The organism is Arthrobacter sp. CAL618, assembly GCF_000468215.1.
GTDB lineage: Bacteria > Actinomycetota > Actinomycetes > Actinomycetales > Micrococcaceae > Arthrobacter_D.
On sequence record NZ_ASZW01000274.1, the window covers coordinates 1 to 14105 of the forward strand.

Annotated in this window: 11 protein-coding genes; 6 read left to right on the forward strand and 5 right to left on the reverse strand. The window is 64.3% G+C overall.

The features are described 5' to 3' along the window. From cydD to K728_RS22485, 3 genes are all read right to left on the reverse strand, one after another. On the reverse strand, positions 1-2674 hold a 2674-nt coding region (gene cydD, locus K728_RS22495; protein WP_024475576.1), incomplete at its 3' end, for a thiol reductant ABC exporter subunit CydD. Continuing rightward, on the reverse strand, positions 2671-3690 hold the full coding sequence (gene cydB, locus K728_RS22490; RefSeq protein ID WP_024475575.1) for a cytochrome d ubiquinol oxidase subunit II: 1020 nt from the start codon (positions 3688-3690) through the stop codon (positions 2671-2673). The genes cydB and cydD, both read right to left, overlap by 4 nt. A 53-nt stretch (positions 3691-3743) precedes the next feature. After that, positions 3744-5342, reverse strand: a complete 1599-nt coding sequence (locus K728_RS22485; RefSeq protein WP_019481424.1) for a cytochrome ubiquinol oxidase subunit I — start codon at positions 5340-5342, stop codon at positions 3744-3746. A 199-nt stretch (positions 5343-5541) separates the two neighbouring features. On the opposite strand from K728_RS22485, the gene K728_RS22480 reads away from it, so the two are divergent. The 3 genes from K728_RS22480 to K728_RS22470 are packed head-to-tail and all read left to right on the forward strand — an operon-like array spanning position 5542 to position 8859. Then, positions 5542-6237, forward strand: coding sequence for a response regulator transcription factor (locus K728_RS22480; RefSeq protein ID WP_024475574.1), 696 nt, complete (start codon positions 5542-5544; stop codon positions 6235-6237). Positions 6238-6239: 2 nt separating this feature from the next. Continuing rightward, on the forward strand, positions 6240-8180 hold the full coding sequence (locus K728_RS22475; RefSeq protein ID WP_237742068.1) for an ATP-binding protein: 1941 nt from the start codon (positions 6240-6242) through the stop codon (positions 8178-8180). Further along, entirely contained in the window at positions 8164-8859 is a 696-nt protein-coding gene (locus tag K728_RS22470) for a DUF4153 domain-containing protein (protein ID WP_443111009.1), read from the forward strand. Before K728_RS22475 ends, K728_RS22470 begins: the two co-directional genes overlap by 17 nt. Here the strand turns inward: K728_RS22470 and K728_RS22465 are convergent. Next, positions 8807-9376, reverse strand: coding sequence for a DUF2231 domain-containing protein (locus K728_RS22465; RefSeq protein ID WP_035746695.1), 570 nt, complete (start codon positions 9374-9376; stop codon positions 8807-8809). The genes K728_RS22470 and K728_RS22465 overlap by 53 nt on opposite strands. Before the next feature lie 56 nt (positions 9377-9432). Beyond that, positions 9433-10320, reverse strand: coding sequence for a universal stress protein (locus tag K728_RS22460; protein ID WP_024475572.1), 888 nt, complete (start codon positions 10318-10320; stop codon positions 9433-9435). A 195-nt stretch (positions 10321-10515) separates the two neighbouring features. On the opposite strand from K728_RS22460, the gene K728_RS22455 reads away from it, so the two are divergent. The 3 genes from K728_RS22455 to K728_RS22445 all read left to right on the forward strand — a co-directional run bounded on the left by K728_RS22455 (position 10516) and on the right by K728_RS22445 (position 14084). Beyond that, positions 10516-13113, forward strand: a complete 2598-nt coding sequence (locus tag K728_RS22455; RefSeq protein ID WP_024475571.1) for a cation-translocating P-type ATPase — start codon at positions 10516-10518, stop codon at positions 13111-13113. Positions 13114-13183: 70 nt separating this feature from the next. Beyond that, positions 13184-13672 carry a universal stress protein gene (locus K728_RS22450; RefSeq protein WP_024475570.1) on the forward strand — a complete coding sequence of 163 codons (489 nt, stop codon included), beginning with the start codon at positions 13184-13186 and terminating at the stop codon, positions 13670-13672. Beyond that, positions 13656-14084, forward strand: a complete 429-nt coding sequence (locus K728_RS22445) for a pyridoxamine 5'-phosphate oxidase family protein (protein WP_443110900.1) — start codon at positions 13656-13658, stop codon at positions 14082-14084. The genes K728_RS22450 and K728_RS22445 overlap by 17 nt, the downstream gene beginning before the upstream one ends. The last annotated feature ends 21 nt before the right edge of the window (positions 14085-14105 follow it).

The window sequence follows — 14105 nt, forward strand, 5'->3', positions numbered from 1 at the left end:
CCGCCCGCCACGCTCCGAGGTGGTGAATGGCAGTGTTGACGGCGATGAAGGGTTCAATCAGGGCGAGCTGCATCAGGATGACGACGGCGGCGGCGGCCGGGTTCACACCGTCAGCTGAGCTCAACATGGCCAGGGAACCCAGCGAACAGGTCAAGACGGTGAGGGCGTTGGCTAATCCCTGCGCCCAGGCGCTACGGTCCAGCTTTGCGGACAGCTCGGCCTCCAGAGCACGAAGATCCGACCGCAGTACCCCGGCCGCCGAGTTGGCGCTGAGATCCGGCGCGGCTGCCAGCATCCGGGCCGTGATGTCGAGAATTTCGGCTTTGAGACCAACCGCCGCCCGACGCGCTGAGCGGTCCGCGGCGAGGACGAGCAACGGGGACACCACCAGACACATCGTCACCAGCACCAGTTGCGACGGCAGGCCGGCAGGAAGCACCACAGCGGTGGTGACGGACGCGGCAACTGCCGTGAGGACGCCGACCAGCGGGGCAAACACGGCTCGCGGCGTGAGGTCGCGTAGCTCATCGACGTCACCGACCAGCTGTTCGAGGACTTTGCCCCCGCGGGCCAGTTTCCGCCACGCTGCCGGGCGCTCCAGCAACCCGTTCCACAACCGCAACCGCAACCTGTCGGTGCTCTCGAAGACCGCATCGTGGAGGCGAAGGCGCTCGCAGTACCGCAATACGGATCGGCCGATCCCGAAGAAGCGCACTCCGACAATCGCCGTCAGCAAATACAGGATGGGGATCTGTTCAGAAGCTCTCACGATCATCCAGCCGGAGACCGCCGTCAGCGCGACGGCGAACAGGGTTGCGCCCGCACCGAAGAGCAACGCGGACACAAACCGGCGTCGCCACGGTTGCACCATCGCTACGCTGCGCGTCAGGGAGACCCGTCCCGCCGACACCGGCACATCCTTGCCCACACCGGAAGGCACGCTCAGTCCGTCAGGCTGCAGCGCGGAGTCAGCGTTCGCGGTGTTCCCAGTGTTCCCAGTGTTCCCAGTGTTCGCGGCTAACCTGGCACCGCCGTCGTGCCCGGCAGCGGAACCACCGGACACGCCAATCGTCTGGTCGGCCAGGGACGCCGTCTCGGGGTTATGCGCTACGAGCAGGATCGTCGTGCGCCCCCGCAGACGTGCCAGTGCTGCCTCCACGGATCGGGCGCCCTGTGCGTCCAGGTGGGCTGTTGGCTCATCGGCCAGGAGCAGGGCGATGTCGGAGTGAGCGATTCGTGCCAGTGCTCGCGCCACCGCGACCCGACGCAGCTCGCCTGGGCTCAGGTCGCCGGTGCGAGCGTCAAGTAATCCCGTGGCGTCCACCTGGTTCAGTGCCCGCGCCGCTGCTTCCCTCCGCTCAGCGGCGCTGTCCAGACCGGAGTAGAGACCGATTTCGTCAGCGACCGTTTCTGCCACCAGGACCGGATGCTGCGGGATCCAGGCAATCTCTTGCCGGTGTACCCCCGTGATGGTGCCGGCAACGCGGGTCCCCGCCCCGTCTCCGCGGAGCCCTGCCAGAACCTGAAGCACCGAGGTCTTTCCAGCGCCGCTGGGGCCGGTGAGCACGCTAATCGTTCCACGGGGCAGCGTGAAGGTCAGGCCGTCAACCACGGTTCCGTCCCGCCCGCCGTACCCAATCGTGAGGCCGCTGACGGTGATCGCTGGGCTGTCCGCGACGGCGACGGCGCCGGGTAGCAGGACGCGGCTCCGTGGGGCGTCGGTGATCCGGCGGGACCGCTCAAGCGCGTCGAGGCCTTCCTCGCTCGCGTGGTGTGCTGCGCCGAGGTCGCGGAGCGGTTGGTAGCACTCGGGGGCAAGGATCAGCGCCAGCAGGCCAATTTCGAGACTGAGATCGCCGCCGATGAGCCGGACCCCGATGACCACCGCGACCAGTGCCACTGAGATGGTGGCGATCAGTTCGAGGGCAAGGGAGGACAGAAACGCAACCTTCAGCGTTTCAATGGTTTTGGTCCGGTATTGCCCGGCGACGTCCCGGAGTGCCCTGGTCTGGCTGCCCGCCCGGCCCAGGCCGACGAGAACCGGCAGTCCGCGGGACAGTTCGAGGAGGTGGTCGGAGAGCCGGTTCAGCGACGCCGACGCCTCCTGGACCTTGTCCTGGGTGTGCAGGCCAATCAGGATCATGAAGACGGGGATCAACGGCACGGTCACCACGATCACGACGGCGCTGAGCCAGTCGGCGGCGAGGATACGTGCACCGACCAACAGCGGAACCACAGCACAAGTGACGAGCGCGGGCAGGTACTTGGTGTAGTAGTTGTCCAGACCGTCGAGCCCCCGGGTGACCAGGATGCTCAGCGCGCCGGTCCCGGCATCGGCCGACGTCCCGCCGTCGTTCATCACGCGGGTGGTGATCGCGGTTCGCAGCTCCTCCTTGGCACCGGTCGCGGCACGCTGCGCAACGGCTTCCTGCCACCAGGTGGCCAACGCCCGGAGGAGCGCCCCGGAGATACCCAGGACGAGGACGGACGACCAGTCTGCAGTGGGGGAAACGGCGGTAGCGGATACCGCGGTAGACGAAACGGCAAGGGAAGCGATACCGGAAGCCACGGCCTGGGCGATGAGGACCAGGCCAGCGGCCTTCAGCGCAGCGAGCAGGCCAAGGAGGTAGAGGGCGCGTTTACCGGCCACACCCAGGGTTAGCGCTGGTTTCACTGTGCTCTCACGGCGTGGGCGGTGGGGATCTGGCTCCGGCTGACCCGTTTGCGGAACACCCAGTAGGTCCAGCCCTGGTAGACGAGCACGGCGGGCAACCCCACGAGGGCGACGACGCTCATCACGCCGAGCGTGTAGCCCGAGGATGAAGCGTTGGACACCGTGAGGTCAAACGCGGCGTCCAGGGTCGACGGGAGGACCACGGGGAACGCGGCCGTAAAGATCGTGGTGGTGCCAGCGGCGAGGAAGACAGCCATCCCGACGAAACTCCATCCGTCCCGGCGCCGGCGCGCCATGGACCAGGCATAGACAGCGCCAACCACTGCGATCACCAGCGTGAGCAAGGTGACGGTTTTCCCGCCGGTGGCGTGCACCACGATCGCCCAGCCAGCCATCGGCAGCAGCCCCAGTGGCAGCCACCTGAGGAACTGCCGCCGGGCCCGGTTGCGGATGTCGCCGTCGGTCTTCAGCACCAGGAACCCCAGGGCATGGACCAGGCTGAACAAGACGACGGCCGATCCGCCGAGGACCGCATAGCCATTGAACCAGGCGAAGGCTCCCCCTTCCCGGTCGCCATTGGCATTGATGGGAAGTCCTGTCGTCGTCAGCGCCAGGGCCGCGCCTATCCCGAATGCTGACACCAGCGACCCGAGCGCAATGGCCCAGTCCCACCGGTTGCGCCACGCCTCCGTGTCGCCTTTCCCCCGGTATTCGAAGCCGACAGCGCGGAAAATCAGCCCCATCAGGACCAGCAGCAGCGGCAGATACAGGGTGGAGAAGAGCGACGCATACCAGAGGGGAAAGGCAGCGAACGTCGCCGCGCCAGCCGTAATCAACCACACCTCGTTGCCGTCCCAGACCGGTCCAACGGTGTTAAGGAGAACCCGGCGGTCGCGGTCGGTGCGGGCGAACAGTTTCATCAGCATGCCGACGCCGAGATCGAATCCTTCCAGCAGCAGGTATCCGGTCCAGAGGTACGCGATGATGACGAACCACAGGGTGGGAAGGAATTCCATCTCAAATCTCCAGGCGTTCGATCAGGGCCGCGTTCGCGGCGGGGCACACGGGTCTAGTAGGCGAAGGCCAGCACATCGCCGTCGCCCTTCTTCGAGGGGGGAATGTCCCCGCCGGTGGAGTCGTCGTCGTCGGGGCCGTGCTGGGGAATGAGGTCAGGCATGGCCGAGGGAACCCCGCCACGCACATACCGGACCAGCAACTTCACCTCAACCACCAGCAATACGCTGTAGACGACGGTGAAGGCGATGAGCGACGTCGCGAGTTCGGCGGCCGAGACCCCGGGCGACACGGCCGCGGCGGTAAACATGAACACGTTGTCAATGCCGTTGGGGTCGGGGTTAGGGGCAACGACGAACGGCTGCCGGCCCATCTCCGTGAAGATCCAGCCAGCCGCGTTGGCCCCGAAGGGCGCGAGGATCCCGAAAACGGCGAGCTGCATCAGTCGTTTTGATTCCGGGACTGTCCCCCGGCGGGTTATGACGAGTGCCACTGCTGCTGCGAGCGCGGCGACGGCGCCGAACGTGATCATCATTCTGAAGCCCCAGTACGTCACCTCCATCACCGGGACGTAGTCGATTTCCATTCCGGCGCGTTCCCCGTACATCGGATCGTCCGGCAGGTTCGTTCCGTACTGGTCCTGGTACTGCGGCACGAGGGAGTTGACCCCCTGGACCTCGGTGGTGAGATCGCCGTTGGCCATGAAGGAGAGCATGCCCGGAACCTCGATCACTGCCACAATGTCATCGCAGTCCTGTGAGCCGAGGTTTCCTACCGACAGCACCGAGAAACCGGTCCCGTCGTGGCAGGCCGCTTCCGCCGCGGCCATCTTCATTGGTTGCTGCTCAAACATCAGTTTGGCTTGCAGGTCCCCGGTGACGGCAACACCAGCGAACGACACGACGGCGACGACGGCGCCGATCCGGAGGGAACGGAGCCAGACCTGGTGGTCGGCGGCATCCCGTCCCGTGCTTTCGACGCTGCCGACCAGGACTTTCCCGTCTGGGCCGATGGTGTCGATTCCGTCACGGCGTCGCTTCCACAGGTGATACCAGCTGATCCCCAGCAGGAACCCGCCGGCCACGGAGAAGGCTCCGAGGATGGTGTGGGGGAAGGCGACCAACAGGGTGTTGTTGGTCAGGACAGCCCAGATGTCCACCAGGACCGGGCGGCCGTCGACCATTTCCACTCCGACTGGGTGCTGCATCCAGGAGTTGGCGGCGAGGATGAAATACGCCGACATGATCGAGGCGATACTCGCGCCCCAGATGGTGGCCAGATGAATCTTCTTGGGGAGCCGGTCCCATCCAAAGATCCATAGCCCGAGGAAGACCGATTCAACGAAGAACGCGAGGAGTGCTTCCATCGCCAGCGGCGCACCAAACACGTCCCCGACAAAACGGGAGTACTCGCTCCAGGCCATACCGAACTGGAATTCCTGCACCAAACCGGTGGCGACACCCATGATGAAGTTGATCAGAAACAGCTTTCCCCAGAACTTGGTCATCCGCAGGTACTGCGCTTTCCCGGTCCGCACCCACATGGTTTGCATGGTGGCGACCAGCAAGCCCAGGCCGATGGTGAGTGGCACCATCAGAAAGTGATAGACGGTAGTGATGCCGAATTGCCAACGGGCAAGCTCCAGGGCTTCCATGCAACTTCCTTAAACCAACTAGGGCGTGAGCCCACCGATCCAGTTGTTCTACGATCCGTAGAAAAGCTGATTTCTACACAGTGTAGAACAACTCGTAGGGGGTCAGGAAATTGCCCTCCAGCCCGGCTTCCAGCACCTTCACAGGTTCTCCACATGTCGGCCGCACCCCGACCAGATTCCCGCTTGTAGGCTCGGAGGCATGACACAGGGCCGCGGAACCACCCACACAGTACTGGTCGTCGAGGACGACCCGACCATCAATCAGGCGCTCGCCGACCGGCTGATCGCCGAAGGCTTCGCCGCGGTCAGTGCGTTTGACGGGCCCGGCGCCATCAACGCCTACACCACTCACAAGCCGGACCTGGTCATTCTCGACGTCATGCTGCCCGGGTTCGACGGGCTCGAAGTCTGCCGTCGCATCCAGGCCCTGAAACCCATTCCGGTGCTGATGCTGACCGCCAAAGTGCAGGAGACGGACATGCTGGTCGGCCTGGGAGTGGGGGCCGACGACTACGTGGCCAAACCGTTCCGGATGCGGGAGGTAGTGGCCCGCGTCCGGGCACTGCTCCGGCGCGTCGACCGCGCCGCTCAGCTCTCGACGGTCCGGGTCCCCGAACTCGCCGTCGGCGAACTGGTGCTCCACCGGGATACCCGGCGCGTCCAAATCGCCCAGGTTGAGGTTCACCTCACCCCGCTGGAGTTTGACCTGCTCGCCATGCTCGCCGAGCAGCCGGGGACCGTCCGGACCCGGGAAACCCTGATGACCGAGGTCTGGGGGTGGGCCGATGCCCGCGGCACCCGCACACTCGACAGTCACGTGAAGTCTCTCCGGGCCAAGGTCGGTGCAGCGCGCGTGCGGACAGTGCACGGCGTCGGTTACGCCCTGGAGCAGTGACCATGACACCCGACCCGCTGCGTCCCCGCCGCCCACTGGACGGTGTAGCCTCCATCAAGATCAAAATCGGTCTGCTCGTGGCCCTGAGCATTATCGCCGCGGTGGTGGTCCTGCAGGTCGGCATCCGGGCTGGCGTGCCGGGCTGGCTGACCCTCCCCGCGACCCTCGCAGCGGCCCTCGGCGTGACACAATGGCTGGCCCGCGGAATGACCTCGCCGTTGAGGGAAATGACCGACGCTGCGGGACGAATGGCGACCGGTGACTACTCGACGCGGGTGGTGGCCACCTCGGCCGACGAGGTCGGCGCCCTGGCCCGGGCCTTCACCACGATGGCCGCGGATCTGGCGTCCGCCGAGCAGCAGCGTAGGCAACTAATCGCTACGGTGTCCCACGAACTACGGACACCTCTTGCCGCGCAACGGGCTCTTCTCGAGAACCTGGTCGACGGCGTCGTCAAACCCAACGACGCCATCCTTCAGTCGGCCCTCACCCAATCCGAACGGCTCAGCGCCCTGGTCACCGATCTTCTCGACGTTAGCCGCGTTGACGGCGGCGCAGCCGAACTTCAACTGGCGCCGGTACGGGTCGCTGACTTGCTTGATCAGGCCTGCCGGGAAGCGACACTCGGCGGACGGCCAATTCAGCTGACGACGTCGGTCGAACCACCCGATCTGGTGGTGACGGCCGACGCGGCCCGGCTGGCCCAGGTGGTGTCGAACCTTCTCGACAATGCGGTGCGGCACAGCCCATCCGATGGGACGGTTCATCTGGGCGTCGCCACCACGGAGGGGGACCTCTGGTCGCTCGAGGTCACTGACGAAGGGCCCGGAATACCCATCGAACAGGCACAGCGGGTTTTCACCCGGTTCGGCATGGGGGACGACAGCAGCGGCGGTACCGGGTTGGGCCTTGCCATCGCCAGTTGGATTGCCCAACAGCATGGTGGGTCAATTGCGGCTCTGCCCCCCGACCCAGGGTCAACCGGCGCACGGATGCTCGTCCTACTCCCCCGCACGCCCCATCCCCCGCCGGCATCCGGCCCTTCCGACGGATCGCCCCCTGCCAGTACCAACCCGAAGGAGATCGCCGTGACAGCTGCAGGCTACCCGTACCCCGCCGCCCATCCCGAGGGGACAGCCGACCAACCAGCCGCCCGGCCGTCACAATCGAGCGTTGACCGGTGGTGGCCGGAGCAGGGACTGCCCACCGCACCCTTGCCTGTCTACGCCTCGCTGGCCATCGGGGCGCTCGCCGCCGTCGTCCTCCCGGAGCGCAATCTTGGGCTGGGCACCCTACTGGTGTTGCTGGTCTCGGGGGTCCTCGTTCTGGCGCTTTCCCTGCACCGCCGTCGGCCGTGGACCGGTATCGCCGCCACCTTATGCCTCGGGCTGGGGTCCCTGGTCATCCTGCGCGACGCCGAATGGCTGGCAGTTCTGGCGGTGCTGGCTGCCGGGCTCCTGGTCACTACATCGGTGACTGATGCGAAGCGCCTGCTGCCCATCTGCGCCGGTGGGGTGGCCTGGGTGCTGAGCGGCATTCGGGGGCTTCCTCTGCTGGGGAGGACGGTGGCCGCGACTTCCAGCCACCGGATGCTGTGGCCCATGTTGCGCACCGCAGCCATTTCCCTGGTCGCGCTGGTCGTGTTTGGTGGCCTTTTCGCCTCTGGCGACGCTGTGTTCGGTTCGTGGGTGTCAACGGTGCTCCCCGATGTGCGGCTGGCAGACAGCCTCGTCCTGCGCGTCTTCGTCTGGTTCGTGGTCGGCGGCGTGGTCCTCGCCGCCTGTTATCTGGCGATCAACCCGCCTCTCGTGGAGAAGGTGTCGCTGACTGCTGGGCAGCCAGTGCGTCGGGCCTGGGAATGGCTGGTCCCGGTGGGCGGTCGTCGTCGCAGTATTTCTTGCCTTCGTGACTGCCCAGGCATCGGCTATGTGGGGTGGCCATGAGTTTGTGCGGAACACCACCGGGCTGAGCTACGCGGACTACGTGCATCAGGGCTTCACCCAGTTGACCATTGCGACGGCGTTGACCCTGGCGACCATTGGCCTGACGGTCCGGAAAGCCCCTCGAGCGACAGCTCAGGACCGGCTGCTGCTGCGTCTCACGCTCGGCTCGCTGTCTGTTCTGACGCTCGTGGTGGTCGCGTCGGCCCTGAACCGGATGTCCGTCTATCAGCAGGCCTACGGATTCACGGTGCTGCGCGTGCTGGTGGACGCTTTCGAGGTGTGGCTAGGTCTGCTGGTGGTGCTGGTGATGGTGGCCGGGGTAAAGCTATCCGGCTGGTGGCTGCCTCGGGCTGCACTGGCCTCTGGGGCTGCGCTCTTGCTGGTTATCGGCGTCGCCAACCCGGCAGCCTGGGTGGCCGAGCAGAACATCGCCCGTTACGTGGAAAGCGGCAAGTTGGATGTCGCCTATCTGGCCACTCTGGGCGCCGATGCGACGCCCGCCGTCATTGAGGGTTTACCGCGGGAGATTGCCCGCTGCGTTGTGGCGTTCCAGCCCGCACCTGAGACCTCTGACGATTGGTTGGGCTGGAATCTGGGTCGGGTCCGCGCTGCCGAGTCAGTCACCGTTATTGATCGGGGCTCCCTGCCCGGGAACTGTTCACCCCAGCTGGGTCAGTGATGACGGCACGGGTTCGGGTACTCATGTGACCGCCCAGAAAGCCGCCCACCACGAGAAACACGCTGCCTAGCCGAGCGAGACCGATGCCCATGCTGTGTCGGTTTCGCCGTCGGGCCAGCCAGGAACCGGCGAAGATCAGGACAGCGACGGCGTTGGCGGACGCATGAACCACCCCCACCCGGCGAGTTCCGGGGTCGGAAAGGGCCCACTCGGCCCACCCGGTGAGGGCCGTCGGCGCAGCAGATACAACACCCAACCCAACCAACCGGGTAGCCGCCCGCCGCGATCCCTCATCCGGGAAGAAGTCGAGAAAGTCGGCCATGAACCAAGCGCCGAACGGAACATCGGTCAGAACCGGATGCAACGGCAGGCCTGTGGCGTCGCCGTGAAACATGCGGCGGATCGGCGCGTGGGCCACCAGTTGCGATGCGAAGGGTTCCACCAGGTCCACGGCGCGGTCCAGCGCCACGTTCTGCTCGAGCCCATGGACCAATCGAAGATAGGGATTTGGCTCCATAGGGCTCAAGATACTCCTCCAGCCCCTGGCTGTCACCCACGTCGGGGCACCCGTGACTAGCGGTACGGGCCCTCGGTCACCGCCCTGTTGGGGGTAACGATCGTGGGGCATTCGATATGCCACAGGACACTTCGGCTCACCGATCCGAGCAGAAGCCGGGTGAGCTTTCCGCGGCCACGCCGACCCACTACCAGGAGCTTCGCCCGCGATGCAGCCGTCACAAGCGCTTTGGCAGGCGACGCGTTCAACTCCAGATGTTGATGCACCACCAGATCCGGATACTGTTCGGTGAGGCCCGCCACCGACTCGGCAAGGTTGACCCGTTCCTCCTCGATCCGCCGTGTCACCACATCGTGTGGAATGGACCCACGCAACCGCAGGTTCGGTGATTCACTGGAGTAGACCGCGTACAGGTCCTCACCCAGACGATCGGCCTCCCGCGCCGCGTAGGCAACCGAGCCGAGGGAATGGGCGGACCCGTCAACGCCCACGACGACGCCCGACCGTCCTTCCATAGACGCCTCGGGGATGACTGCAACCGGCGATACGGCTGCCACGGCCACATTCAGGCTCAGAGCACCAAAAATTACACTCTCGACGCGTCCGAGTTTATGGGTCCCCACAACCACCAGACTGGAATTTTCCGACAGATCCGACAACACCCTGGCGGTATCCCCCAGTAGGAGTCTGGTAGACACCTTGACCGAGGGTGCCAGTTCGTTGGCTTTCGTGGCCGCCTCTTCAAGGACTTCCCGGCCGTGACGCATGAGGTCCTCGAAGTAGGAGACCTCCGGACCGACCCAATAGTCATCCAGCGTGTGTACCAGGATCAGTGGCCTTCGCAGACGCGCCGCCCGGGTAACTGCCCAGAAGAAGGCTTCAGGCGTCGGTCCGCTGGACGGCACGCCCAGAACGATTGACCGGGAGCCCGATGCTGAACCCATGGCATGAACACCTCCACTTGAACTGCCTTGGCTCCATTGTGGTGACATGCCAGCGACGCCTCTAGGGCACTAAGTCCCTTCGGGAACATGGGAGGTGTTCCCTAGCCAAATCTGACCACATCGGGCCAAAAGTCACTGGCCAGCACGCTCAGAAGGATCGACAGTATGCGGTAAGAAATAAGCCATGGAGAGGCCATGTCCGCCATGAATGACGCCCAGGGAGTGCTCCCGGAACTTCCACAGCCTGGTCTTAGCAGCGCGGATGCCTCAAGGCTACTGGCTGAGGTAGGGCCAAATGTGTTGCCCGCGGCCCGCAAGGCATCCCCGTGGCGGAAATTCTTGAGTGAGCTGACTCATTTCTTCGCCCTGATGCTGTGGGGGGCTGCAGGTCTGGCGTGGTTAGCTGGCCTGCCCCAGCTCAGCATTGCAATTGTTGTGGTGGTCATTGTCAACGGAGTGTTTGCCCATATCCAGCAGGAGCGGGCCGAACATGCGGCTGAACGGCTGCAAGGTTTACTTCCGTCGCAAGTCAGCGTCCGGCGTGATGGACGCCAACGGAGTGTCGGCGCCAGTGAACTGGTTCCTGGTGACGTCGTCATTCTGATGGCTGGGGACCGTCTTCCCGCAGACATTCGTTTTACTTCTGCGTCGGCCTGCACGGTTGACGAATCGATGCTGACTGGCGAGAGCGATGCGCTGTCTAAAGTTGTTGGAGAGGCAGCATGGGGCGGCACCTTCCTGGTCAATGGTCAGGCAGAGGGGGTGGTCACTGCTACCGGAGGGAACTCAAGAATCGCAGAGATCGCCTCGCTCACGAACACCACCGAACCCCCACCTACCCCGTTGACCCTGGAGCTGCATCGAATAGTCCGTGTCATTGCGATAATCGCCCTGACCGTCGCAAGCGTCTTCTTTGCAGTCTCAGTTTTGGTTGGAATCGAGTGGCGGCACTCCTTCCTTTTTGCAATCGGTGTCGCCGTCGCACTGATCCCGGAAGGGCTCCTCCCGACGGTCACGCTCTCACTGGCGATGGGGGCTCAACGGATGGCCTCGCGGAACGCCCTCGTTCGCAACCTGGAAGCAGTCGAGACGCTTGGATCCACCACCTTCATTTGCACGGACAAGACCGGAACACTAACCCAAAATCGGATGAATGCCGTTGAGGTGTTCACCCTGTCGGGCCCGGTACGTGTCCTCGGCGACGGGTACGAGCCCGATGCCGTCGTCGATGGCCCGGGGAGAGCCATGGCCCTTGAGGTCGCTGTGGCGGCACGCGCTGCCTCCCAGGGTCGCGTCGTCAAGGAGGGAAGGGAGTGGGTAGCAAACGGCGATCCGATGGAGGCGGCCATCGATGTTCTTGCACGGCGTCTCCTCCAGCATGAACCTGACAACCTGGCGCCAGACCGACGTCTCGCTTTCGACGCGCACCGACGGCGGGAGTCTGTCCTAATCGGCCCCACCCTCTACGTCAAAGGCGCCCCGGAATCTGTCCTCCCGCTCTGTGCAGATCGCGCCACGCGGCTCGAGGAGCAGGTCGAGGCGATGGCTTCCCGAGGCCTACGGGTGATAGCAGTGGCACGAAGAGACTTGCCCGGCCCGCGATCCTTCTGGCTGGATCAGCCCACTGAGAACATCGAACGGGATCTAATCGTCCTTGGCCTCATCGGTCTTCATGATCCCCCTCGCCCGGATGTCGCCGAGGTAATCAGGGCCGCCCGGAGAGCCGGAATCAAGGTAGCGATGATCACTGGCGACCATCCAGCCACAGCCTCGGCAATTGCGAAGGAAATCGGGCTGACGGATGACCCCAGTCTGGTGGTTCAGGGTGCGGACCTACCCGAGGACGAGCAGATCCTTGGTGCACTCCTGGATCGGGACGGCATGGTGGTCAGCCGGGTCTCACCCGAGCAGAAGCTTCGTGTAGCCCGCGCCCTCCAATCCAGGGGTCATGTTGTGGCCATGACTGGCGACGGAGTGAACGACGGACCCGCTTTGCAGCAAGCTGATATTGGGGTTGCCATGGGCCGGGGTGGTACCGACGTAGCTCGAGAGGCGGCCGATCTGGTTTTGCTCGACGATCATTTCGGCACCATTGTCGCAGCGATTGAACAAGGCCGCGCCACGTACTCGAATATCCGCCGTTTCCTCACCTACCACCTGACAGACAACGTCGCCGAGCTCACACCGTTTGTCGTTTGGGCACTTTCCGGTGGCCAGTTCCCGCTCGCCCTGGGTGTCCTACAGATTCTCGCCTTGGACATTGGAACTGACCTGTTTCCCGCTCTGGCGCTCGGAGCCGAGCCCCCGGGTCGGCGGGTCCTGACCAGGCCCCCGGAGCGGCGCCACCTCATGGACCGGAACTTGATGTTCAGAGCCTTCGTCATCCTCGGCCCTGTCGAAGCGATCATCAGCATGACAGCCTTCTCCCTCGTGCTCTTCGGCGGAGGTTGGGTCCGTGGCGAACCATGGGACGAAAAACTGGTGCTTGCCGCATCGGGAGCTGCGTTTGCCGCCGTCGTCTTCGGGCAGCTGGCAACCTCCTTTGCTTGCCGCAGCGCAACAGTGCCGCCATGGAAACAGGGGTGGTTCAGTAACCGCTTGCTGCTGTGGGCTGGCGCGGCCGAACTTGCAGCACTCGCCCTGTTTCTTTTTGTACCCCCTGTTGCAGCAGTCCTCGGACAGGCACCGCCACCGCCGTCGGGACTGATCGTTGCCGTTTTGGCCATCCCCGGCATGCTGATTGCAGACTGGATCTACAAACGGGTGCGGCAGCCCAATAAACCACTTGGGTAAGGGAGTTGGTCACCCGTACCCATGCCCTTCGGCCCTAGTGCGTTTGCTACCCGAAGGGCAGGCTGGCCCCATGAACTCACTATCGAACTCGCGTGGAATCGTTGTTGGTGTGGACGGATCGGAATACTCGTCCAGCGCTCTGCTAGTAGCTGGGCGAATGGCGAAGCTGATGAATGAACCCATCGAGGTTATTTCCTGCATCAAGAAGTCCGACCAGCGCGCGGCGTCACGCTTTGAAACCGAACCCAATCGGTTCACCTCACAATTGAGCGAAAGTGTTGAATCGCTGGTCGAGGAAGCCTTGGACAGGGCCTTCGGTGCCTCCCGGCCGGACAACCTCTCGGTGTCTGTCAAATTCGACGGGGCAACGGAAGCCCTGATCGAGGCAAGCCAAACGGCGCAACTGCTGGTGGTGGGGCGCAGGGGATCCGGGGGATTCCTCAACCACCCGATGGGATCCGTCAGCAAGGCCTGCGCCGCACACGCCCATTGCCCAGTCCTGGTTGTGCCTCAGGACGAACCCACTCGACCTATCAAGGAGCATGACGATGGAAAGTGACGAGCGCCCAGGATCCACCCTCTCTGCAGAGGAGTCGTGGACCGTCCTGCAAAGAAACCAACATGGTCGCCTGGCGGTCAGCGTCATGGGCGATCCTGACATCTATCCGATCAATTTTCTTGCCCACGAGAGAAGGCTTCTCTTCAGGACCAATCCCGGGACCAAGCTGGCTGAGTTGACGGTGAACAACCGGGTGGCTTTTGAGGTGGACGAGATTGACGCAGGCGAGGCGCGAAGCGTTGTCGTTAAAGGAGTGGCCCGCGTGATCGACGCCCAGTCAGAGGTCGACAAGGTGGATCAGCTACCGCTCAAACCCTGGATTCCGACCCGAAAGTACACCTACGTTGAGGTGGTTCCTACGAGTGTCCACGGTCGCTACTTCGAATTTGGGGAGGAACCGGACCGCTACTAGCGGCGGTGACGGCGGGCCGGC

Bases quoted from the DNA above. Each gene is read 5' to 3' on its own strand.
- cydB (WP_024475575.1), bottom strand. From the start codon at position 3,690: ATGGAATTCCTTCCCACCCTGTGGTTCGTCATCATCGCGTACCTCTGG.
- K728_RS22485 (WP_019481424.1), bottom strand. From the start codon at position 5,342: ATGGAAGCCCTGGAGCTTGCCCGTTGGCAATTCGGCATCACTACCGTC.
- K728_RS22480 (WP_024475574.1), top strand. From the start codon at position 5,542: ATGACACAGGGCCGCGGAACCACCCACACAGTACTGGTCGTCGAGGAC.
- K728_RS22475 (WP_237742068.1), top strand. From the start codon at position 6,240: ATGACACCCGACCCGCTGCGTCCCCGCCGCCCACTGGACGGTGTAGCC.
- K728_RS22470 (WP_443111009.1), top strand. From the start codon at position 8,164: ATGTGGGGTGGCCATGAGTTTGTGCGGAACACCACCGGGCTGAGCTAC.
- K728_RS22465 (WP_035746695.1), bottom strand. From the start codon at position 9,376: ATGGAGCCAAATCCCTATCTTCGATTGGTCCATGGGCTCGAGCAGAAC.
- K728_RS22460 (WP_024475572.1), bottom strand. From the start codon at position 10,320: ATGGGTTCAGCATCGGGCTCCCGGTCAATCGTTCTGGGCGTGCCGTCC.
- K728_RS22455 (WP_024475571.1), top strand. From the start codon at position 10,516: ATGTCCGCCATGAATGACGCCCAGGGAGTGCTCCCGGAACTTCCACAG.
- K728_RS22450 (WP_024475570.1), top strand. From the start codon at position 13,184: ATGAACTCACTATCGAACTCGCGTGGAATCGTTGTTGGTGTGGACGGA.
- K728_RS22445 (WP_443110900.1), top strand. From the start codon at position 13,656: ATGACGATGGAAAGTGACGAGCGCCCAGGATCCACCCTCTCTGCAGAG.